Source organism: Mycobacterium colombiense CECT 3035, assembly GCF_002105755.1.
GTDB classification, from domain to species: Bacteria; Actinomycetota; Actinomycetes; order Mycobacteriales; family Mycobacteriaceae; genus Mycobacterium; species Mycobacterium colombiense.
Genome location: NZ_CP020821.1, coordinates 1,212,341 through 1,233,603, shown reverse-complemented (window position 1 = coordinate 1,233,603; position 21,263 = coordinate 1,212,341). Strand labels below are relative to the sequence as shown.

Annotated in this window: 19 protein-coding genes; 4 read left to right on the top strand and 15 right to left on the bottom strand. The window is 67.4% G+C overall.

Annotated features, from left to right (window positions below):
* Nucleotides 1-60: 60 nt before the first annotated feature.
* Both secA2 and B9D87_RS05680 read right to left on the bottom strand, forming a co-directional pair.
* The gene (gene secA2, locus B9D87_RS05685) at nucleotides 61-2,391 is read right to left on the bottom strand and encodes an accessory Sec system translocase SecA2 (RefSeq protein WP_007771383.1); all 2,331 of its coding nucleotides are present in this window, start codon (nucleotides 2,389-2,391) and stop codon (nucleotides 61-63) included.
* 71 nt (nucleotides 2,392-2,462) lie between these two features.
* On the bottom strand, nucleotides 2,463-4,106 hold the full coding sequence (locus B9D87_RS05680; protein ID WP_007771385.1) for an acetolactate synthase: 1,644 nt from the start codon (nucleotides 4,104-4,106) through the stop codon (nucleotides 2,463-2,465).
* 91 nt (nucleotides 4,107-4,197) lie between these two features.
* Here B9D87_RS05680 and bacA point away from each other — a divergent pair, with 91 nt between their 5' ends.
* Nucleotides 4,198-6,117, top strand: coding sequence for a vitamin B12 ABC transporter pemease/ATP-binding protein BacA (gene bacA / locus B9D87_RS05675; protein ID WP_007771387.1), 1,920 nt, complete (start codon nucleotides 4,198-4,200; stop codon nucleotides 6,115-6,117).
* Between the two features lie 3 nt (nucleotides 6,118-6,120).
* On the opposite strand, the gene B9D87_RS05670 is transcribed toward bacA, so the two are convergent.
* Both B9D87_RS05670 and B9D87_RS05665 read right to left on the bottom strand, forming a co-directional pair.
* Complete coding sequence (locus B9D87_RS05670) at nucleotides 6,121-6,990, bottom strand: MurR/RpiR family transcriptional regulator (protein ID WP_007771389.1); 870 nt, start codon at nucleotides 6,988-6,990, stop codon at nucleotides 6,121-6,123.
* Between the two features lie 7 nt (nucleotides 6,991-6,997).
* Nucleotides 6,998-8,431 carry an MFS transporter gene (locus B9D87_RS05665; protein ID WP_052002483.1) on the bottom strand — a complete coding sequence of 478 codons (1,434 nt, stop codon included), beginning with the start codon at nucleotides 8,429-8,431 and terminating at the stop codon, nucleotides 6,998-7,000.
* 150 nt (nucleotides 8,432-8,581) lie between these two features.
* Here B9D87_RS05665 and B9D87_RS05660 point away from each other — a divergent pair, with 150 nt between their 5' ends.
* Both B9D87_RS05660 and B9D87_RS05655 read left to right on the top strand, forming a co-directional pair.
* Entirely contained in the window at nucleotides 8,582-9,412 is an 831-nt protein-coding gene (locus B9D87_RS05660; protein ID WP_007771391.1) for a phytanoyl-CoA dioxygenase family protein, read from the top strand.
* Nucleotides 9,413-9,463: 51 nt separating this feature from the next.
* Nucleotides 9,464-10,015: an HD domain-containing protein gene (locus tag B9D87_RS05655; RefSeq protein WP_007771392.1), complete on the top strand. Its 552-nt coding sequence runs from the start codon at nucleotides 9,464-9,466 to the stop codon at nucleotides 10,013-10,015.
* A 117-nt stretch (nucleotides 10,016-10,132) separates the two neighbouring features.
* On the opposite strand, the gene B9D87_RS05650 is transcribed toward B9D87_RS05655, so the two are convergent.
* From B9D87_RS05650 to B9D87_RS05640, 3 genes are all read right to left on the bottom strand, one after another.
* Nucleotides 10,133-11,596: an FAD-binding protein gene (locus tag B9D87_RS05650; protein WP_007771393.1), complete on the bottom strand. Its 1,464-nt coding sequence runs from the start codon at nucleotides 11,594-11,596 to the stop codon at nucleotides 10,133-10,135.
* 49 nt (nucleotides 11,597-11,645) lie between these two features.
* Nucleotides 11,646-12,146: a VOC family protein gene (locus B9D87_RS05645; RefSeq protein WP_007771394.1), complete on the bottom strand. Its 501-nt coding sequence runs from the start codon at nucleotides 12,144-12,146 to the stop codon at nucleotides 11,646-11,648.
* 134 nt (nucleotides 12,147-12,280) lie between these two features.
* On the bottom strand, nucleotides 12,281-12,964 hold the full coding sequence (locus B9D87_RS05640; protein WP_202950004.1) for a TetR/AcrR family transcriptional regulator: 684 nt from the start codon (nucleotides 12,962-12,964) through the stop codon (nucleotides 12,281-12,283).
* A 122-nt stretch (nucleotides 12,965-13,086) separates the two neighbouring features.
* On the opposite strand from B9D87_RS05640, the gene B9D87_RS05635 reads away from it, so the two are divergent.
* Nucleotides 13,087-13,533 carry a nitroreductase/quinone reductase family protein gene (locus B9D87_RS05635; RefSeq protein WP_007771397.1) on the top strand — a complete coding sequence of 149 codons (447 nt, stop codon included), beginning with the start codon at nucleotides 13,087-13,089 and terminating at the stop codon, nucleotides 13,531-13,533.
* Between the two features lie 6 nt (nucleotides 13,534-13,539).
* Here B9D87_RS05635 and B9D87_RS05630 read toward each other — a convergent pair whose 3' ends face one another.
* The 8 genes from B9D87_RS05630 to B9D87_RS05595 all read right to left on the bottom strand — a co-directional run bounded on the left by B9D87_RS05630 (nucleotide 13,540) and on the right by B9D87_RS05595 (nucleotide 21,254).
* Nucleotides 13,540-14,220 (bottom strand): Rv1815 family serine proteinase, encoded by a 681-nt coding sequence (locus B9D87_RS05630; protein WP_007771398.1) that lies wholly within the window; start codon nucleotides 14,218-14,220, stop codon nucleotides 13,540-13,542.
* A 95-nt stretch (nucleotides 14,221-14,315) separates the two neighbouring features.
* Nucleotides 14,316-15,260 carry a sterol desaturase family protein gene (locus B9D87_RS05625; protein WP_040629876.1) on the bottom strand — a complete coding sequence of 315 codons (945 nt, stop codon included), beginning with the start codon at nucleotides 15,258-15,260 and terminating at the stop codon, nucleotides 14,316-14,318.
* Nucleotides 15,261-15,302: 42 nt separating this feature from the next.
* On the bottom strand, nucleotides 15,303-16,019 hold the full coding sequence (locus B9D87_RS05620; RefSeq protein WP_007771401.1) for an MgtC/SapB family protein: 717 nt from the start codon (nucleotides 16,017-16,019) through the stop codon (nucleotides 15,303-15,305).
* A 224-nt stretch (nucleotides 16,020-16,243) separates the two neighbouring features.
* Nucleotides 16,244-16,561, bottom strand: a complete 318-nt coding sequence (locus B9D87_RS05615) for a DUF732 domain-containing protein (protein ID WP_415623632.1) — start codon at nucleotides 16,559-16,561, stop codon at nucleotides 16,244-16,246.
* Nucleotides 16,562-16,672: 111 nt separating this feature from the next.
* Nucleotides 16,673-16,996, bottom strand: a complete 324-nt coding sequence (locus B9D87_RS05610) for a DUF732 domain-containing protein (RefSeq protein ID WP_040629878.1) — start codon at nucleotides 16,994-16,996, stop codon at nucleotides 16,673-16,675.
* Between the two features lie 26 nt (nucleotides 16,997-17,022).
* A complete protein-coding gene (locus B9D87_RS05605) occupies nucleotides 17,023-18,426 on the bottom strand; it encodes a PPE family protein (protein WP_007771406.1) in 1,404 nt (467 codons plus the stop codon).
* Between the two features lie 68 nt (nucleotides 18,427-18,494).
* Nucleotides 18,495-19,760, bottom strand: a complete 1,266-nt coding sequence (locus B9D87_RS05600; RefSeq protein ID WP_007771407.1) for a PPE family protein — start codon at nucleotides 19,758-19,760, stop codon at nucleotides 18,495-18,497.
* A 1,158-nt stretch (nucleotides 19,761-20,918) separates the two neighbouring features.
* Entirely contained in the window at nucleotides 20,919-21,254 is a 336-nt protein-coding gene (locus tag B9D87_RS05595) for a DUF732 domain-containing protein (RefSeq protein ID WP_007771408.1), read from the bottom strand.
* Nucleotides 21,255-21,263: the final 9 nt, after the last annotated feature.

Sequence of the window (21,263 nt, the reverse complement as noted above, 5' to 3'; positions counted from 1 at the left end):
GCCGTGACATTAGCCCGCCGACGATGCGGTCCGCAGCGCGGACCGAGCGGGAGGCGGGCGCTAGCGGAACACCCCGGGCAGGCTCAGGGTGGACAGGGTGTCGTCCGACAGCGGGTTGTCGTTGACCATGTAGGTCCACGTCGACGTCGGCCGCGCCAGCTTGGACAGGTCCAGGCCGGGCTCCTCCTCGAGCACGTTCGCGGTTTCGAACGTCTGCTGGGCCGCCTCGATCGCGTCGGCGGCCAGGGACGCGAACGCGTCGACGGCCATCCGGTGAAACTCGTCCAGCGGGTTCTGCCGGCCCAGCGCGCGCAGGTGGATGCTCTCGCGGATGTCGGCCAGGTACGCCAGGTGGTCGGCCCAGCCGCGGTCGAGGTGATACAGCATGATCTGCCGGCAGATCGTCTCCAGGCGCTCTTCGGAGATTCCTTCGGTGTCGGCCAGCTCCTCGTACCGCTTGGGCGCCAGCTCGGCGAGCTCCTCACGCGCGGTCGGCGTGCGCAGCAACGTATCCCGTCGACCGACGATGATGGCCCGCTGCTGGGCGATCAGCTGGTTGTAGCGCCAGGTGTTGGCGTGCACGTCCAGCATGCGGCCCTCGGCGACGCGCTGGGCGTGGTCGAGCAGGCCCGCGGCCTTCGGGCTGACGATCCTGCCGTCCTCGTCGGTCTGGGTCGGCAGCTTGTTGTGGTCGAGGTTGGCGGCGACGACGTCGTCCTCCCAGCTGGAGAAGAAGACGGACGAGCCCGGGTCGCCCTGACGGCCGGCGCGGCCGCGCAGCTGATTGTCCAGGCGCTGGGTGTGGTGCCGCCCGGTCCCGACGACGTGCAGCCCGCCCAGCTCGGCGACCCCGTCGTGGTCGGCTTCGTCGGAGCCACCGAGGCGGATGTCGGTGCCGCGCCCGGCCATCTGCGTCGAGACGGTGACCACGCCGAACTTGCCCGCCTCCGCGATCACCTGGGCTTCCTCGGCGTCGTTTTTGGCGTTCAGCACCACCGCGGGCACACCGCGGCGCAGCAGCCGCTCGTGCAGCTCCTCGGATTCGGCCACGTCGCGGGTGCCGACCAGCACCGGCTGCCCGGTCTCGTTCACCTCGGCGATGTGCGCGACGATCGCGTCGTTCTTGGCCGCGGCGGTGATGTAGACCCGGTCGGACTCGTCTTCGCGAATGTTGGGCTCGTTCGGCGGAATTGGTGACACGCCGAGCTTGTAGAACTGGCGCAGCTGCTCGCCGGCGGCCAGCGCCGTGCCGGTCATGCCGCACACCGTCGCGTACCGGTTGATCAGCGCCTGCACCGTGATGGTGTCGAGCACCTCGCCGGTCTCGGTGGTCTCGATGCCCTCCTTGGCCTCGACCGCGGCCTGCAGGCCGTCCGGCCAGCGCTGCAGCTGCGCGATGCGCCCGCGCGCGGCGTTGATCAGGTGCACCGCGTCGTCGCGGACGATGTAGTGCACGTCGCGCTGCAGCAGCACGTGCGCGTGCAGCGCCACGTTGATCTCGGTCAGCGTGGTGACGACGTGTTCCTCGGAGTACAGGTCGATGCCGCCGAGCGCCTTTTCGACCTTGCGGGCGCCGACCTCGGTCAGGTGCACGTTGCGGCTGTCGGCGTCGGTGTCGTAATCGGTGCCGGCTTCCAGCTGGCCGGCCAGCTTGATGATCTCCAGCCGCGGCGTCTCGCGGTGCGTGGTCCCGGCCAGCACCAGCGGCACCAGCGCCTCGTCGACCAGCACCGAGTCGGCCTCGTCGATGAGCGCCACGTCGGGGTTGGGCGACACCAGGTCGGCGACGTCGGTCACCAGTTGATCGCGCAGTACGTCGAAGCCGATCTCGTTGACCGAGGCGTAGGTGACGTCGCAGCCGTACGCGGCACGGCGTTCCTCGCTGGTCGACTCGGCGGTGATCCAGCCGACCGTCAGGCCCATGGCCTCGATGAGGGGGCCCATCCATTCCGCGTCGCGGCGGGCCAGGTAGTCGTTGATGGTGACGACGTGCACGTGCCGCCCGGCCAGCGCGTATCCGGCCGCGGCGATCGCGCCCGCGAGCGTCTTGCCCTCACCGGTGGCCATCTCGATGACATCGCCGGCCAGCATGCGCAGCGCGCCCAGCAGCTGCACGTCGAACGGCCGCAGCCCGCTGGCCCGCTCGCCCGCCTCGCGCGCGATGGCCAGGAACTGCGGGATGTCCTCGGAATCCGCGAGGTCCTCGAGGTTGAGCAGCCCGGCCGCCTTGCGGAGCTGTTCGTCGGTCAGCCCGGCCGCTTCGTCGTCGTACTCCGACGAGTCGGTGACCAGGGTGAGCGAGCGGTTGCGGTCCTTTTCGGTGCTGGCGCCGAGCAGCTTCCAAAAGCGGCTGCTCAGCCTGCCGGGTTGAGCGCGGGTCGTCTTAGGCACAGGTCAACGGTACGCGGTGGCTTGTCGCGCGGGCCCAAGCCCAGTCGGCGGCAGCGCGGAGCGCACGCACCTCAGGCGAGGTTCGAGCGGCGTGGATACGCGACCTCGGGGTCGGTGAGCACGTTGACGACGGCGGGCAGCCCGCTGGCGAAGGCGCGTTCCAGCGCGGGCCGCAGTTCGCCGGGCGTGGCAACCAGTTCGCCGTGGCCACCCAGCGCCCGCGCGACCTCGTCGTAGCGGGTCCCCGGACGCAGCTCGGCCACCACCGAATAGCCGTAGAGCGCCTTCATCGGGTGGTGTTCGAGCCCCCAGATGCCGTTGTTGCCGATGACGGACACCACCGGCACGTTGTGCCGCACCAGGGTGTCCCACTCCATGCCGCTGAAGCCGAACGCGCCGTCGCCCTGCAGCAGCACCACCTGACGGTCCGGGTGGGCGAGCTTGGCGGCCAGCGCGTAGCCGGGGCCCGATCCCAGGCAGCCGAAGGGGCCGCTGTCCAGCCAGCACCCCGGTTGATAGCTGTCGATCACCCGCCCGGCGTACGACCCGAAATCGCCCGCGTCGATCACGACGATCGCGTCGCGATCCAGCATGGGTGCCAGCTCCGCGTACACCCGCATGGGGTGCAGCGGGCTGCGGTCGTCGGCCAGCTCGGCCTGCTCCGTGGCCCGCGACGCGGTCTCGGCGGTTCGCAGTTCGCCGATCCAGTCCCGGTGGTCGGTCCCGGTGGCGGGCGCCAGGGCCGCGAGGATGGTCAGCAGGTCGCCGTAGAGTTCGGCCTGCACCGGCCGCGGGTGGCCGCGTTCGGGTTCGGCCCGGTCCACCACGATGAGCTGGGTCTGCGCCCCGAACACCGCGCCGAAACCCAGCCGGAAATCCATCGGCACGCCGACGATCAGCGCAACGTCGGCCTCCCCCAACGCTTTTCCGCGAACCCGGGAGAACGCCAACGGGTGGTCGGCGGGCACCGCGCCGCGGGCCATCCCGTTCATCAGCACCGGGATCTGGAGTTCCTCGGCGAGGCGCAGCAGGGCCGCTTCCCCGCGCCCCCACCAGACGTTGGTGCCCGCCATGATCACCGGACGCTGCGCAGCGGACAGCAGCGCGGCGGCGCGGCTCAGCGCCTGGCCGTCGGGTGCCGGGCCCGGCGGCAGGTCGACGAGGGCGCCCGGCCGGCCGTCATCGTCGGACATGGAGAACGCATGGTCCATCGGGAAGTCGACGAACCCCACGCCCGACGGCGCACCGACCGCCGCGCGCAGCGCGTCGTCGACGAGCCGGCCGGCGTCGTCCGCCGACTGTGCGGTGGCCGCGAAGCGGGCCAGCGGCGCGACGAACGGCACGTGGTCGATCTCCTGCAGCGAGCCCATGCCCCAGCGCTGCGCCGGCGCCCGTCCGCCGAGCACCACCAGCGGCGACTGGTTCTGCTGCGCGGCCGCCATCGCGCTCATCCCGTTGGTGATGCCGGGCCCCGCCGTCAGCGCGGCCACGCCCGGCGACCGCGTCACCTTCGACCACCCCTCGGCGGCGAAGGTCGCCGTCTGCTCGTGGCGGGTGTCGATCAGCCGAATGCCCTCGTCGCGGCAGCCGTCGTAGATGGAGAACAGGTGGCCGCCCGACAGCGTGAAGACGGTGTCGACGCCGCTGGCCCGCAGACGCCGCGCGACAAGCCGGCCGGCGTGCAATGTTTGTGCGGGGACGGCGTCGGTAGTCATGACCGCAGCCTAACCAGATCCGTCGGGTACCTTCGCCGAAGGATTTGAAGTCGAGGACAGTCCGACCACGCCCGTTAAGGAGGGACCGACCGTGGGCCCCAAGCCGTTCACGCCATCGATCGACTGGTCGACGGCAACCATGGATTCGTTGCGGTGGCTCGCCATGGCGTGGGTGATCGGCGCGGTTTGCCTGCTGGTCGTGCTGGTTGCCCTGCGCTACCTGACCCCCTGGGGCCAGCAGTTCTGGCGGATCACCCGGGGATACTTCGTCGGCTCGGCCAGCATCAAGGTCTGGCTGATGCTCGGCGTGCTGCTGCTGTCGGTGGTCCTGTCCGTACGCCTCAACGTGCTACTCAGCTATCAGTCCAACGACCTGAGCACGGCGGTGCAGATCGCGGTGCAGGGCATGGCGGCGGACAATGACAAGATCAAACAGTCTGGGGTACATGGCTTTTGGATGTCGATCGCGATCTTCATCCTGCTCGCGACGCTGTTCGTTATGCGCGTCATGGCGGACATCTACCTGACCCAGCGCTTCGTCATCGCCTGGCGGGTCTGGCTGACCGCCAACCTCACCGACGACTGGCTCGAGGGCAGGGCGTACTACCGGGACCTGTTCATCGACAACACCATCGACAACCCCGACCAGCGCATCCAGCAGGACATCGACATCTTCACCGCCAACGCCGGTGGCACTCCGAACGCACCGACCAACGGTACGACCAACACGTTGCTGTTCGGAGCCGTCAACGCGATGGCCTCGGTGATCTCGTTCGCCGCGATCCTGTGGAACCTGTCCGGCGACCTGACCGTTGCCGGTGTCAACCTGCCGCGCGCCATGTTCTGGGTGGTGCTGGTCTACGTGCTGGTGGCCACGGTGGTGGCGTTCTGGCTGGGACGCCCGTTGATCTGGCTGAGCTTCAACAACGAAAAGCTCAATGCGGCCTTCCGTTACGCGCTGGTCCGCCTGCGCGATGCGGCCGAGGCGGTGGGCTTCTACCGCGGTGAACGGGTCGAGCGCCGACAGCTGTGGCGCCGCTTCACGCCGATCATCGACAACTACCGCAGGTTCGTTCGCCGGACCATCATCTTCAACGGATGGAACTGGTCGATGACGCAGGCGATCGTTCCGCTGCCCTGGGTGATTCAGGCGCCGCGGTTGTTCGCCGGCCGGATTCACTTCGGCGATGTCACCCAGACCGCGGTGGCCTTCGGGCAGATCGAGGAGTCGCTGTCGTTCTTCCGCAACAACTACGACGCGTTCGCCTCTTTCCGGGCCGCGATCATCCGACTGCACGGGCTGGTGGACGCCAACAGCAAGGGCCGGGCGCTGCCCGCCATTCTCGTCAAACCCAGTGAAGAGACGGCGGTCGAGCTTCGCGGCATCGAGGTGCGCACGCCGGAGGGCGACCAGCTGGTCGACTCGCTGGACATCCAGCTCGACCACGGCGACACCCTGGTGATCACCGGCCGCTCGGGGGCCGGCAAGACGACGCTGCTGCGCAGCCTGGCCGAACTGTGGCCGTACGCCTCGGGGACCCTGTGCCGTCCGGACGGCGACAACGCGACGATGTTCCTGTCGCAGCTGCCGTATGTGCCGCTCGGCAACTTGCGCACCGTGGTGGCCTATCCGAATTCGCCGGACGATGTTTCCGACGAGCAGCTGCGCGACGTGCTCACCAAGGTGGCGCTGGCGCCGCTGATCAACCGGCTGGACGAAGACCACGATTGGGCCAAGGTGCTCTCCCCCGGCGAGCAGCAGCGGGTCGCCTTCGCGCGCATTTTGCTCACCGAGCCGAAGGCGGTCTTCCTCGACGAGGCCACCTCCGCGCTGGACGAGGGCCTGGAATTCGCGCTGTATCAATTGATTCGGGCCGAGCTGCCGGAGTGCGTCATGGTCAGCGTGAGTCACCGGCCCACCGTCGAGCAGCACCACGAGCAGCAGCTGCACCTGCTCGGCGGCGGCCCGTGGCAGCTGGGCCCGGTCGACAAGGAACCCGCGCAGGTGTAGCGCCTAAATGCGGTGCCGGGTAAGGGCTTCCGCGGTGACCCGCTGCGCCTCGCCCGCCCGCCGCGACGTCTTGAGGAAGACCGCGGCGTGCAAGGCATCGAACACCGCGATGTGCGCGATGCGGCTGGTGACGGCTTCCACGCGGAAGTCGGTCTCTTTGGCCCCCGCCACCAGCACGATGTCGCACAGTGCGCTCAGTGGCGAGCGGTAGAAACTGGTGATGGCAATGGTGGTGGCGCCGGCATCGCGGGCCGCTTCCACCGCCATCAGCGACTCGCTGGTCTGACCCGTGTGGCTGAAGCACAGGCACACCGCGCCGGGCTTGAGCAGTCGGGCCGCGACGTGTTGAACGTGCCCGTCCGCGGGCGCTTCCGCGCTCAAACCTATTGTGCGCAACCGATATCCGGCGTCCTGGGCGGGTGGCGCGGATGTCCCCACTCCGACACAGAGCACGTGAGACGCGCCGGCCAGGGCGACGACCGCCGATTCGAACATTGCGCTGTCGATCGTGTCGGCGGCTCCCGCAACCGCCGCCTGCGAATCGGCGAGCACCTTCTTCAAGACCGTGAACGCGTCGTCGGTCGGGCTGAGGCCCTCGGGCAGGGCCTCTTCGGCGGGAATGGTGTCGGCGGCCAGCCGGATCTTCAGGTCTGCGTAACCACGCAGGCCCACGTCCTGACAGAACCGCACCACCGAGGCCACCGAGGTGGCGGTGTGCTCCGCGAGGTCGCTGACCGTCATGTGGATGATCGCCCGGGGATCGTCCAGGACCGCTTGACCGATCGTCCGCGCCCGAGGGGTCAGGTTAGGCAACGCCGCGCGGATATGCGCGACCACCGATCCCGTCGGAGGCCGGGGATCGGTGGTCGTCATGGGTGAATCATGGCACGGCGGACGCCGCGGGTTGGGGTAGAGCCAGACCGGCGGTCGCCGGCGTGCGATCGTCGCGTCCGGTCGAGGCGATGTCGTCGAGCGATCGCCCGCGCGGTTCGGGCACCAGGAAGGACAAGCCTGCGGCCCCCAGGCAGCACGCCGCCGCGACGAGTTCGGTGCCCTGCAATCCCCACGCCGCGAGCATGGGCGGAAAGGTGATCGCGCCCACGAACGCCCCGATCTTGGCGGTGCCCGCGGCGAAGCCGTGCGCGGTCGCGCGAATCGACGTGGCGAACAGCTCGGCGGAGAGCAGCATGGTCGCCACGCCGGGCCCGAACCACACGAAGAAGCTGCTGAGCCCATATGCGGCGATGAAGAGCCCGACGTTGTTTCTGACCGCCGGCACCAGCGCAATGGCGGCGAGCCCCGCTGCCATCCCGATCAACCCGATGACCTGCAGCCTGATGTGGCCGATCTTGTCGATCGCCCAGATCGTGACGCCGAATGCCGGCACCGTGAACGCCGCGTACAACACCAGGTTGACGGCGACCGTTTCCATCGCGGAGGCGTGCGGCGCAACGTTTTTCACCAGCAGGGGCGCGCTGATGGTGTTGCCGTAATAGGCGATGTCGAACAGGAACCACACCCCGGCCGTCATGAGCACGGCCCGCCAGACGCCGGGTGCCGTGAGGCATTGCCGCATTGTGCGGCGGGCCGGCGGCGTGCCGGTGGCGACCGCCGTGGTCCCGCTGAACGTGGTCAGGTCCGAGGCCGCCCGCTCCTCGTCGATTTCGGCCAGGAACCTCGGCGACTCCGGCGTTTTCGAGCGGGCATAGACAACCAGCAGAGACGGCACGGCCCCTAGGCCGAGCAGCAACCGCCAGGTCAACGAGTGGTCCAGCCCGGATCCCAGCAAGAGCAGGCCGACGGCAGGCCCGGCGATGGAGCCCAGCACGTAGCTGAAGAACATCAACGCGACCATCCGGCCGCGGTCGACGACGTTGGCGAACTCGGTCATCATCACGCCCGACACCGGATAGTCGCCACCGATGGCGATACCGAGGATGAAGCGAAATACCAGCAGCCACATGAAGTTCGGTGACAAGCCCGAGGCGATGGCCGCGAGGGTCATGACCAGGGCGGCCAGCCCGTACATGCGCTTGCGCCCCAAGACGTCGGACAGCCTGCCGCACAGGATGGCCCCGATCGCCGAGGCGATCAGGGCGCTGCTGCCCAACATCGCCACCTGGCCGGTGCTCAACCCCCATTCCGGTTTGATCAGCAGCAGGGCGGTACCGATGACGGTCAGGTCGTAGGCGTCGGTGAAAAATCCCGCACCTGAGACCACGATCGCCTTGTAGTGGAAGCGCTGAAATCGAGATTTGTCCAGAACGTCGATCACGCTTGGTGCCTCGGCCGGGTGACTCCGGGTCTGTGTCATGCGGCGACGGTAACGAGGCGATGAAACGATCTACCGAATTGCGGGTGAACAAAGGATGGAAGTTTCATTCCTGCCTACATCGTAGCTTGAAACTAAATTCCATGGCTTGCTACGGTCCGTCACGGAAGCTCTGAGCACCGAAGGGACAGCATGCCGACGCACCGCCACCTCGCCACCGACGTTCTCCAGCCCGCGGAGCGCCTTTCCCCGGCCGAACTCGACGCGTTCGGCCGAGACGGCTACCTGGTGCTACCCGGGTTCTTGTCCGGCGAAGGCGTGACCCGCCTGCAGAGCTGGGTCGAAGAGGTCGAGCGATGGCCCGACGAGCCCGGCGTGCCCTGGCTACAGCACGACGAGCAGATCGGCGGGCTGGTTCGGCGTGCCCGCACGGAGAACTTTTCGCCGTGTCACGATCATCTGCGCGCGCTGTTGACCACCGCCGCCATTCCGGCGATGGCCGGCCAGCTGCTCGGCGAGCCCGCCGTCCTCTATAAGGAGAAGATCAACTACAAGCACCCCGGTGGGGCCGGATTCGCGGCCCACCAGGACGCCCGCGCGTATCCCCACATCACCGTCAGCGTCAGTTGCCTTCTCGCGGTTGACGATTCGACCGTCGAGAACGGATGCCTCGAGTTCGTGCCCGGTATGCACCACCAACTACTGAGCACCGACGGAGACGGTTGCATCCACCCCGGCATCGCCGATGAGCTGACATGGCAACCCTGTTCCGTGGCCGCCGGTTCGTTGGTGTGGTTTCACAGCCACACGCCACACCGCAGCGCGCCCAACACGTCGCCCGCCTCGAGACGGGCGCTGTATCTCACCTATAACGCGGCCTCCCTGGGCGACTTGCACGAAACCTATTACCGCGACAAGCGCGCCGCGCTGTCCGCTGCGACCCTCGCCGGCGACCGCGGGGCGCAACGACTCAGCCTCATCGGCCACTTCCGCGGCGTCGCCCCCACCGAGAAGAACCAGTAGATGACAACCAGACCACATTGGCCGCACACACGTCTCACCACGGCGAGAGCTGTGACCGACGAGATCTTCGCGCTGTTCGCCGAGCGTGGTGACAGCCATTACGACGACGCGGTTACCCAAACTCAACACGCAGCCCAGTGCGCCGCCCTCGCCGACGCCGAAAATGCCGGCGCCGCAATGGTAATCGCGGCGCTACTACATGACCTCGGTCATCTCGTGGTCGACGAACACAGTGGCAACCGCGACTTCCTGAACGGCGACGAGAAACACCAAGTTGTCGCCGCGAGCATCCTCGGTCGTTGGTTCCCGCCCGCCGTGACCGCACCGATCGCGCTGCACGTCGCCGCGAAGCGCTACCTGGTCGCGACCGATCCGTCCTACGCTTGCGGCCTTTCGCCCGCCTCGGTGCAAAGTCTGCGGGTACAGGGCGGACCGATGAATGCCGAGGAAATCGTCCACTTCGGCCGTCTGCGCCACGCCGGCCAAGCTTGCCGGCTGCGCCGCTGGGATGACGCGGCAAAGGTTTCCGGCCGGCGCGTCCCACCGATCGAGCACTATCGTCCCACCGTGGAGGCCATGGTGGAGTTCGCGGCGGCGCCGTAGCGCGGCTACGCTGCCCCGGCCCGCCGGGCCGCGTGCGCTCCCGCGCGGTGTCTTTGCGCGGCTACGCTCCCCCGGCCCGCCGGGCCGCGTGCGCTCCGGCGCTGTGTCGTTGCGCGCCTACGCTGCCCCGGCCCGCCGGGCCGCGTGCGCTCCGGCGCGGCGGCCGAAGAACGATCCCTCGCCCAACTGGGTCCCGCTCGCGTACCCCTTGCCGTCTTGGGCGAGGTTGGACGCGCACGCGCCCGCGGCGTACAGGCCGGGCACCACGCTGCCGTCGGCGCGCTGCACCTCGCCGTCGACCGTCACCGCGAGGCCGCCGATGGTGAAACCGGCATACATCGCCTTGCCCAATGACATGTCGAACGCGCCCCACGGCCCCTTGTCTTGCGGCGCAAGGAACTCCGGCTGCTTGTGAAAATCTGGATCCTCACCGCGGGCGGCGTTGGCGTTGTACCTGTCCAGCGTCGCTACCAGGTTGCCTTCCGGAATGCCAAGCGCGGCTTCCATTTCCGGAACTGTTTCCCATCCATCGATCAGCGGTACCAGCGGCATTTTGGGATGTTCCAGATGCGCCTCGTCGACGATGAGAAACGCGGCGCTGTCCGGCTGGTCCATGATGAATCCGGAAGTCCTGGAATGGTAGGAATCCTCGGCAACGAAACGCTGTCCGAGCTTGTTCACGATGATCCCGGTCAGCAGGATCGACGGCGGGTACGGCGGCGCCGTGATGAAGATCTGATCCATGTGTTGGGTGGCACCGCCGGCCGATACACCCATCCGGATGCCCAGACCGTCGTCGTAGGTGTTGCCGAGCACAAACGGCTTCTCGGCCAGCTTCGGGGTGTACTCGGCCACCATGTCGGGATTCATCACGAAACCGCCCGCGGCGATGATGACCGACTTCGCTTTGATCGCACCGCTTTCGGAGAACTGCTTCCACATCACGCCGGTCACCGCGCCGGAGCCGTCCACGATCAATTCGGTAGCGCCCGTCTCGTAGCGGATTTGCACGCCCAAGTCGGCGGCACGCTTGAGCAATAGATCGATCACCATGCTGGCGCCACCGGTATCACCGGGCACCGGTACCTTGTGGCCGCGTGGGGCCGGCACGGCCTTCTCCAAAAACGGCCACACCTTCTCGTTGCCGGTGAACATCAACCCCTCGGTGTTGGGCTGGATCACCGCCTTGCCCGGGTAGTAGCTGCGTTCGAACTGGAAACCCAGGTCCTCCAGCCAATTGAAATGCTCGACGCTGCCGTCGCAGTAGGCGCGGATCTTGTCGAGGTCGGGCTGCCTCGACACCGCGACCAGGTACTTGTACATCTCCTCGGGGGAATCCTCTTGACCGGTTGCCTGCTGCACCGCGGTCCCGCCGCCGAGGTAAAAGTGGCCTCCGGCAAGCGAAGTGGTGCCACCCGCCGCGGCCGCGCGTTCGAGCACCAGCACCCGCGCGCCGGCCGCCGCCGCGCTCACCGCGGCGCAGCCGCCGGCGATGCCGAACCCGATCACCACGACGTCGACGTCGTCCGACCAGGTGGTCACGCCGTCCGCGCTGACTGTTGCCGGTATCTCCGTGCTCATTGGCGCCACTCCTCCTCGTCGCTGAGTTCCGCGTCGTCGCCGACGCGGCTCACTGCTGCTCTTGTTTGATGTAGTCGTAAAACGCCCGCATTTCGGGCGAAATGTATGCCAGCTCCAGATACGGCACCCCCGCCTGCGGCGCCGCCAGGTAGACGAATTGGATGCCTCCGGGCATCACGCCCCGCTGCACGACCGCGGCACCCTTGTCGGCGGCCTCGGTCACGGCCGCCTCCAGCCGCTCGGGGCTTTCGACCTCCGTGCAGATGTGGTGCAGACCCGGCCCGCAATCGGACAAAAAGTCACTATAGATGTTCTCGCCGCGGACCGGTTGGATCAGTTCCAATTGCATGTCGCCGAGGTAGCTCAGCGAGATGCTGGCAAAGAAGTCGGCGGGCCGGCCATGGTAGCTGCACGCGTCCGGAGCAAAATGCACATCGGGTATGCGCACCCACTTGCGCACACCTAACAGGCCGGTAAGGGCCGTTTCGGTGGCATCAAGGTCGGCGGTGACCCAGGCGATCTGCGTCGGCGACTGAACGGGAAGCGTCATCGCCTCGCACAATAGTCCAGTCGCCGGGCCGCCTGAAAGGGCCCGATCAACTTTGCCAAGACGGGCCGCTCCGGCCGGCGAATGCCCGAGTGAACACGTTCTAATTCTGGCTGTGCCCGCGGCGGACGCAAGGCTCAGTGCTGGGTCAGGACATCCACCAGCAGCCGCAGCTGGGCGTCGAAGACGGCTTCCGGGTCGGTCAGCGTATCGGCGCCGTACTGCCCGAACACCTCGAGGCTGATCGCACCCAGCACCCCCGCCCACAGCAAAAAGCATTTGGCGAGCACCCGGTCATCACCGGGGAACCCGAACTCGTGACGTATCCGCTCGAAGTCGGATGACGTCGGTTGCGGCGCAAGATCATTCGTCAGCCGGATATCGCCGGTGGCGATCCCGGCCGCCACCGCGTCGAACAGCGCCGCGACCACCCGGGTCCCCACCGCGACGGTGCGCTCCGGCGGAGCGTGATACCCGGGCACGGGACTGCCGTACAGCAGGGCCCAGCATGCCGGGTGCGCGACGGCCCAGCCGCGGGTCGCCCGCGCGATGGCGACGACGTCGTCGCTCCAGAGGTCTCCGACGGTCGCGCGGGCGCGATCGACGGCGTCGGCCAGGTCGGAATAGGCGTCGACCAGCAGCAGGGTCAACAATTCGTCGCGGCTGGACACATAGCGGTACACCGCCGAAGACACCATGCCCAGGTCGCGGGCTATCGCCCGCACCGACAATCCGGCCGCGCCGCGTTCCGACAGCTGGCGGTGGCCCAGCTCGATGATGCGTGCCTCGATCTGCTCCCGCGATTCCTGGCGTTTGCCCACGCGGTCAGTCTGACACAACCGAGAACACTGCTCTTGCTTTCCGCGGTGCGTTGTGGCAGCGTCTTCACGAGAGAGAGCACCGCTCTCGTAAATTTGACCAGGATTCGCTGAGAGGCCGCACCATGTCCACCCGCTATGAAGAACCGAATCGGGCCGCCCGCGTCGCCAACGGGGTCATCCGCTGGCTCGCCGAGGCGGGAATCAGCATCGCGGGCACCCGTGCGCTGCACGTCCGCGGCCGCAAAACCGGCAGACAGCGCGCGGTGGTGATAAACCTGCTGACCGTCGGCGGCGTCGAGTACCTGGTGTCGCCGCGCGGCAATACGCAGTGGGCACGCAACGTCCGGGCCTCCTCCGTCGTCGAGGTGGGTCCCCGCTGGCGGCGGCGTCGGCTGCGGGCCGACGAGGTCGACGACGCGGCCAAGCCCGAGCTGCTGCGCGGCTACCTGGCCAGATGGTATTGGCAGGTCAAGGACTATGTCGCCGGGCTGACCCCGGACAGCACCGACGAGCAGTTCCGCGCCGCCGCGCCCTCGATCCCGGTGTTCGCGTTGACCCCGGTGGGCTGACCGCCACTAACGCGCGTTGTCGCGCACCCCGAGGTCCTCGCGGACCTCCTCCGACGTGGCCCCCCACGACACCGCGGCCGGGAAGTCCCCCCACACGCTGTTGAAGATCCCGACGATCTGTCCCGGACCGCCGCTGGGCGCCAGATAGACCGGTCCGCCGGAATCGCCGTTATGGCTCTGCACGCCGTGCGACATGGTGAACCAGCCGTTGTTCACGCTCTCCACCGTCCCGCAGGTTTCACCGGTGATCACACCGAAATGGCAGACCGGCTGCCCGGGCGCCAGCGTCAGGCCGGGATCCGAGACCAGCGGCCGGCCACCCGGCAGGATGTTGTTCGCCGTGACGCTGTTGTCCAGCACGATCGCTTCGTAGTCGTTGATCACCTGGCTGGTGGACACCGTCGTTCCGCTGGGGGTGTTGTCCCGGAAAGCCGCCATCCGGCCGATGACGGCGCCGCCCCGATCCGTCACCACACCGCTGCCCCCGCCCCGGCAGTGCCCCGCGGTGAACGCGATCTTCAGGCCGGGGTCGACGTATCCCAGCGTGCAGACGCGGTTGTCCTGGCGTATTTCCATGCCCGGATACACCACGACGTCGGCTTTGGCCGGCGCCGCCGGCACAAAGGAGCTGAGCGCCACGACCGCAGCCGACGCGGCGAACGTGCGCGTTGCCAGACGATGCACCATGAACTCCGATCCATCGGGCCGATACCGACGGGAGGGTGAGGTTACGGCGTAACCGTTCCTCCACGTTCAGCTTTTCGCGCCGGCCTGCGCAAATGTTACAGGGAGGTCACGACCGGGGCGCCGGCCTCGGCGTGACGGGCCGCCCGGGGCAGCCAGCCGGGCGGGCCGAACACGTAGCCCAACCGATCGCGCAGGCGCGTCGCCGAACGCCAGTCGCGGGCCATCGCGACGTATTCCCGGGTCTGCAGCGTCCAGATGTTGAATGTGTCCACGCGCTTGGTGAGGCCGTAATGCGGCCGGAACAGCTCGGCCTGGAACGTCCCGAAGAGCCGGTCCCAGACGATGAAGATGCCGCCGTAGTTCTTGTCGAGGTACACCTTGTCCATCCCGTGGTGCACCCGGTGATGCGACGGAGTGTTGAACAAGAACTCGAACGGCCGCGGCAGCTTGTCGATCCGCTCGGTGTGAATCCAGAATTGGTAGATCAGGTTCAGCGAGAAGCTGAAGAACACCATCCACGGCGGAATGCCCAACAGAGGCAACGGAATCCACATCAAGATCTCGCCGCTGTTGTTCCATTTCTGGCGCAGCGCCGTGGCGAAGTTGTAGTACTCGCTGGAGTGATGCGCCTGGTGGGTCGCCCAGATCAGGCGCACGCGGTGCGCGATCCGGTGATACGCGTAATAGAGCAGGTCCACCCCGAGAATCGCGACGACCCAGGTGTACCAATGCCTCGCCGACAGGTGCCAGGGCGCCACGTAAGCATAGATCGCGGCGTAGCCGAGCAGGGCCAGGGTCTTCCAGCCGGCCGTGGTGGCCACCGACACCAGCCCCATCGAGATGCTCGCCACCGAATCGCGGGTCCGGTGCGCCCCTGACGCCGGCCGCGCCGTGTCGGCGGCCTCGGCCGTGAGGTGTTCCAGCTTCCGGGCCGCGGTCCATTCGAGAGTCAACAGCAGCAGGAAGAACGGGATGGCGAACAGCACCGGATCCCGCATCTGCGGCGGCAGGGCGGACAGGAAGCCGGACAGGGCACTCACACAGGTAAGACTACGACGAGCGCGGCGATGGCCGTCCGGCCCTCAGCGACGATCGTCGGACTGCGCTTCGTCCCCGGCGTACCACTGCACCGCGCGGACCCCGGGCAGCAGTGACAGTTCGGCCACCAGCCGCTCCAGCCGGGCCGGGGCGTCGCCGTTCATCAGCAGGTGGGCGCTGAGCGTGACTTCATCGCCGTCCGGGTTGCCGGTATGGATGCCGCGAAGCGTGATGTCATTGCTGTTCGCGTGCTGAACGATCTGGGCCCGCGCGTACTTCTCCTGCTTTGGACGGCAGACCACCTGCACGAGGTAGGGCACCAGGCTCTCGTCCTCTTCCGCACTGTTGTCGCGGTCGATCAGCCGGCCCAGCGGGCGCCCCAGCAGGTGGATGCCGATGACGGTCCCGGTGCCGATCAGCGCGAACACCAGGTGCCCGGACGCGGCCAGCACACCGATCGCCGCCGAGCACCACAGGGTGGCGGCGGTGTTGAGGCCCCGGACGTTGACGCCCTCCCGCAGGATCACGCCACCGCCGAGAAAGCCGATGCCGGACACGACATAGGAGGCGACCCGAGTAGGACTGGTGTCGGAGGTCGCCGCCGCGTAGAGCACGAACAGCGTCGCGCCTCCGGCCACGAGCGCGTTGGTGCGTAGGCCCGCGCGCCGCGCCCGCCATTGCCGTTCCAGGCCGATGAGGGCGCCACAGCCCACGCCGACGCCCAGCCGGAGCACGAAATCGAGAGCGCTCAGCGTCTCCAACGACACACTCCTTCCCCTGACTCGCCGTCGAGTATCCCCGGCCACACCGGGCGATTCCGGTTGCGGCCCCGGCGTGGTGCCGGTTGGCGCAGCTAAACACGTGGAGGTGAACGGCAGATGGACCCGGGCCAAATCGGGCGCGGGGCGGCCACATCGGCGAAACCTGCGCGCCGACAATTGGTTGCGCCGCGGTCACCCGACGTGCGGCGGTGCCGGACGCGCGGCTACTGTCGGTTAAGTTGCTGCGGGCAATAGTATTTCGCCGCGATCGCCAAGAACGATGTCGCGCGTTCGTTGGTGAGCTCGGGGTTTTGACTCTTCAGTTCGTCAACCATTTGAGGGCCGACTTCGCCGTCGCCCATCGACACGCACACCGATTTGGCGAACGTGATCGCCGCCTCGGGGGTCGCGTAGGTGATGCCCGCGCTCCGCAGCGACGCAAGGAAACCGGCCTCGTCGCCGCCGGGTGTCACCGGGTCGCCATGCGCGAGAGGGGCCATTCCGATCGCGGCCGAAACACCGACGCTCAGCACCAGCAGCAGCAGTCTCATGGCCCATGATTGTCCCATGTTGCGGCGATGTTCGCAGCGGCGGGAGACGTTACTCAGATCGCTTGAACAGCAATGCCTTCGCGACCGGCAGCCGCTCCCGGCTCACGCCTTTGAGAGTTGGTGGGGGCAATAAAACTTCGCGGATATCAACGCGAAGTTGGACGCCATCTCCATGTCCATGCCCGGATTGTGGGTCTTCACGTCGTGAACCAGCTCCAGGCCCGACTCGCCGTTATTCAAACACGAGCACACCGCCCGTCCGGCGGCGACGGCCGAACCGGGATTGGAGAAGCTGAAACCGGCTTGCTGCAGCGCCGCGACGAAGCCTCCGTCGTCGCCATCCGGCACGGGCGGGGGTTCGGCGTACGCAGGCGCAGCAAGGCCGATCATCGCGAACACACCGAGCAGTGCTAATAGTCGTTTCATCCCTGGTCACCCTTCTGCGTTGTCCGTCAACCGGATTGGGCATCGGCTGGCAGAACCTTCGACTTGCCACCCTTTTTCAGATGCACCGCGTGGATGCCGGGTTTCTTGGCCAGCTGTTCGAGGAGCGCGTCGAGGTTCTCCTGATCGACGTTGTGGTGCTGGACGGTTTCCGGCTTCTCCGAGATCTGTGCGACAAGGCGTTTCAGTTGTTCCGGCGATTGCTTGTCTTTGAGGTCCTTGATCGGGGTCATCCGGTTGCGCACGCCCGCCCGCGCCACGGTGGGACCACCGGCGCCCACGGCGCTGCCCAGCATTCCGGCCAGCCCCATCGAGCTGAACAGACTCCCCTGGCCCAGCGCGGAAGCGGGCACGGCCTCGGTTCCGGCGGCCGACAGGGCGGCGGCGACGGTCCGGATGGATGGGGTGGCCGTGGCCCAGCTCGGCGGGATCGACAACTTCCCGACCAGCGTGCCGGCATTTCCCATCCCTGCGATCGGACTGATCGAGCTGTACAGGGTGCCGCGACCGAAACCCAGCGCCCCCAGCCCGGCGCCCAGCGCGTCTTTGGGCAGCGCCCCATACCCGACGGGTGGGGCGAACTTGAGCCACTGCGACAACGGGAAGTTGATCAGCAACCCGACGTCGTTGAACTGCGTCGTCAGGCCAAGCGGCACCTTCACCGCGTTGTACAAGCCCGTGTAGAAGCTCGACCCGCCCGGGAGCCCGTTCAGGAGGCCCGTGACGAATTGGTTGTAGAGATAGGCCAGGTTCGCCGGGCCGGAGAACAATCCGCTGTAGGGCAGAGTGGTCGTGGCTGCGCTCGCCGCGGTGTTCGCCACATTGGCGGCCGGCGTGCTGGCCGCCGAACTCACCGCCGCGGCTTGCATCGGCGCCGCAGCCTCATTGGTGGTCTTGGGTGCCGGGCTGAACGCCGTCAGTTTGTTGGACGCGGTCGCCGACGAGGCGAAGTAGGTGTCCATCGCGGTGGCGTCCTGCGCCCAAAACTCGCTGTATTGGGCCTCGTTCGCGGCGATCGCCGACGTGTTCTGCCCGAACAGGTTGGTGGCTACCAGCTGCGCGAGCAGGGCCCGGTTTTCCGCGATCACGGCAGGCGGCACGTGGGCCGCGAATGCCGTCTCGTAGGCGGCGGCCGCCTCGGTGGCCTGCGCCGCGGCTTGCGCGGCCTGCGCGGCGGTCTGCTGCATCCAGGCCACATACGGGGTGGCCGCGCTCGCCATGGCGACCGACGACGGACCCACCCAGGGCCCGGCGGTCAGGCTCGAGAGCACCGACGAATACGACGTCGCGGTGGACTGCAATTCGGTGGCCAGGTTCTGCCACGCCGTCGCCGCGGCCACCAACGACCCCGCGCCCGGCCCGCTGTACATCCGGCCCGAATTGAATTCCGGCGGAAAGGCTCCGTAAAACATCTCGCGTACCCCCTACCTGGCTGCCTGGATCGACAGCGCTTGGGTGCCAACCGGTTTGGTCATCGCGATCACTCCTCGACACACGGGATCACGATGATGGTGGCCGCGGCCGGATCGGCCTCGGCGGCAACGCCGCCCAGCGAGCCCACTACCGTCCCGGCTCCCCCGGCCGGCCGGGTTGCGGCGGCCGCGACGGCGCGGCCGGCCAGGCTGGACAGGGCCATCTGGTTGAAGACGCCCTCCTCGGCGGCCATCGCGGCCGGCGCCGCCGCCAAGTTGGTCGGCAGCCCCTGGGCGAGTGTTCTGATCGCCGGGGCGGCTTCGGTCCAGCCCTGCGGCACCGACATGCTGCCGACCAGGGCGGCTTTGCCCATCGACCCCGACGCCTGCCCCGCCCCGACCGCGGAGCTCAGCATGGGCTTGACGGCGTTGGCGCCACTGGTCAGCGGCGCCAACGCCCCGGAGATGGCTTTCGGCCCGGCCAGATAGGCGGCGGCGCCTTGCCCGTTCTGGCCCCAGGCGTAGGCCTGGCCGAATGACAGGAACGGGCCACCCGGGATGCTGCTCCAGGACTGCGGGGAGAACGGCCCGGTGGCGACCGACCAGAACTCGTTCCAGTTGGTTATCGCACTCGGCAGGGTGAGTGACGAACCGGACGCCGCCGTCGGCGTGGTGCTGGCGTTGCTCGCGGCCTGTGCCGCCGGCGCCGTCGTGGTGCTCAGCTGGGACAGGTGGCTGACGGTAGCCCCGCTGGACTGCCCGGTGCTCTGGGCGACCGCGGCGGCTTGCGTCGGACCGGCCGAGTCGTTGGTGGTCCGGGGCGGCTCGGCGAACGGGGTCAACTGAGAGGCGCTCGCCGAAGCCGCTGTGTACGCGTACATGGCGGCGGCATCCTGCGCCCACATCTCCATGTAGTGGGCTTCGGTGGCGGCGATCGCCGGGGTGTTCTGGCCGAGGATGTTGGTGGCGACCAAGGTCGCGAGCAACGAGCGGTTGGCGGCGATCACCGGCGGCGGAACCGTCGCCGCGAACGCGGCCTCGTAGGCCCCGGCCGCGAGCTTGGCCTGGGCGCCCGCCTGCTCGGCCTGCGCACCGGTGGCGTGAATCCACGCCACGTACGGCGCCGCCGCGGCCGCCATCGCGATGGAGGAGGGGCCGGTCCACGGACCCGTCGCAAGAGTTTCGATTGTGGAGCTGTACGACGCCCCCGTGCTTTGCAGCTCCGCGGCCAATTCGTCCCAGGCAGCCGCCGCGGCCAGCAGCGGCCCCGACCCCGCTCCGACGTACATCCGCCCCGAGTTGTATTCCGGCGGATAAGCCCCGAAATCCAACATCTAAAACCTCCGGTCCCTCATCTGGCGGCCATGGTAGGCACGCAGTTGCGGCCCGGGCATCGACAAAGTCGCAGCTCTAAGGGAATTCATCAAATCTGCTACGAGATACATGTGCAGATTCCATGTACTGCAGACAACAAAGCCATCCTGCTCCTAGCTCTGAATCGGCGCCTGAATGGCGCCCGAACGACTAGTCAAGCCACGTTGCTTTTGCACCGACGATGGTGCCGATCAGTTATTTCGTCCAGCGTAGCCGTGAGGTAAACGCTTGTTAAACAAACATGTTCGCGCCGTCGTGAGCTGTGTGAGAACCGCACATGGCGCCGGGTGAATTAGTGGCATGAATCACCGGTAAGGGCAATTGTGAGCAGCGTTGAGCCGCGGCTAAATGTCATTAGTCCGTTGGTCTGTTAATTCGGCTGATTCTGTGCGAAAATCGGCGCCATGCCGACCTGATAATTGACCCGATTCTACCGCTATTGTGTCCGATCGCGAATCTTGACAACCTCCCCTATCGGTTTCAGTAAATCGCTAAGTTGTTCGTTTATCGGTTTGTTGTTATCGCATCCCGGGCCTTGGCGAGCCTTCTGTCCATAGGAATTGCCCCGCCGGTAAATCGCCCGGCCGTCGTAGTCCAACCACCGGTGATGACCTCGCGCGGACGACCGCGGAGGTAGCGCTCCGAGGGTCGCCGGCAACGGCCACGGCAGCACGAACGACCGCCAGATGTTCAGCGTGCGAGAGCGCGCCCCGGCCGCGAATCAGGGCACCGCGGGTCCCTCTATCGCCGGACCGGCAATTGATCGTCATACCGTTCTCCTCAGGTTTCCTCATACGAGTAGACGCGGTCAGTCTGCTCTAGCACTGATTAGCTACTGACAATTTCCTGGGAGGCGTTATTCGCTGATCGCTGGGGTTTTCGATGCCCTCACAGGGTTGATAACCGCGGTGTGAGAAGTTGCTAACGGGCCGGATCTCTGGGTTTGTGTGGTGGAAATGCAACGGGCCGCCCGGCCAACTCCACAACCGGTTGCGTCGCGTGAAGAGGCCCCGACGCGCAAGCTACGTCCGGCGATTGCGCCCGGCCAGGGGGACCCGCCACACACGGGCACGGCGGCTCCGGGGCCCCGTGCGGACGCGGTTCCCGCCTCCGATGCGTCAGCCAGGGGTGCGGGGGTTTGTCCCGCCATCGCCGGCGGATAGACGGTCAGGGCAGTAGACGCTGGCGGCGGCCTGGACGAACAGGGCAGCCTTTGCGGTGGTGAAGGCCGGGTTGAGGTCGTGGACGTCCCTGATGATGTCGAGTTCCGTGGTGCCTGAATTGGCCAAGTCGCACACCTTTTGGCCGGCTTTTATTGCGCGGTCGGGGTTCTGATAGGTGATTCCAGCCTTATTGAGGGCGGCCAGGAACGCGTCGTCATCGGAATCGGCGTGCGCTGGTAGCGCCAGGCCGGCGAAGGCAACGGCGCCGGCCAGAAACGGTAGGAATCGCATGTCGAAAGT

Bases quoted from the DNA above. Each gene is read 5' to 3' on its own strand.
- B9D87_RS05680 (WP_007771385.1), bottom strand. From the start codon at position 4,106: ATGACTACCGACGCCGTCCCCGCACAAACATTGCACGCCGGCCGGCTT.
- B9D87_RS05670 (WP_007771389.1), bottom strand. From the start codon at position 6,990: ATGACGACCACCGATCCCCGGCCTCCGACGGGATCGGTGGTCGCGCAT.
- B9D87_RS05665 (WP_052002483.1), bottom strand. From the start codon at position 8,431: ATGACACAGACCCGGAGTCACCCGGCCGAGGCACCAAGCGTGATCGAC.
- B9D87_RS05660 (WP_007771391.1), top strand. From the start codon at position 8,582: ATGCCGACGCACCGCCACCTCGCCACCGACGTTCTCCAGCCCGCGGAG.
- B9D87_RS05650 (WP_007771393.1), bottom strand. From the start codon at position 11,596: ATGAGCACGGAGATACCGGCAACAGTCAGCGCGGACGGCGTGACCACC.
- B9D87_RS05645 (WP_007771394.1), bottom strand. From the start codon at position 12,146: ATGACGCTTCCCGTTCAGTCGCCGACGCAGATCGCCTGGGTCACCGCC.
- B9D87_RS05635 (WP_007771397.1), top strand. From the start codon at position 13,087: ATGTCCACCCGCTATGAAGAACCGAATCGGGCCGCCCGCGTCGCCAAC.
- B9D87_RS05630 (WP_007771398.1), bottom strand. From the start codon at position 14,220: ATGGTGCATCGTCTGGCAACGCGCACGTTCGCCGCGTCGGCTGCGGTC.
- B9D87_RS05610 (WP_040629878.1), bottom strand. From the start codon at position 16,996: ATGAAACGACTATTAGCACTGCTCGGTGTGTTCGCGATGATCGGCCTT.
- B9D87_RS05605 (WP_007771406.1), bottom strand. From the start codon at position 18,426: ATGTTTTACGGAGCCTTTCCGCCGGAATTCAATTCGGGCCGGATGTAC.
- B9D87_RS05600 (WP_007771407.1), bottom strand. From the start codon at position 19,760: ATGTTGGATTTCGGGGCTTATCCGCCGGAATACAACTCGGGGCGGATG.
- B9D87_RS05595 (WP_007771408.1), bottom strand. From the start codon at position 21,254: ATGCGATTCCTACCGTTTCTGGCCGGCGCCGTTGCCTTCGCCGGCCTG.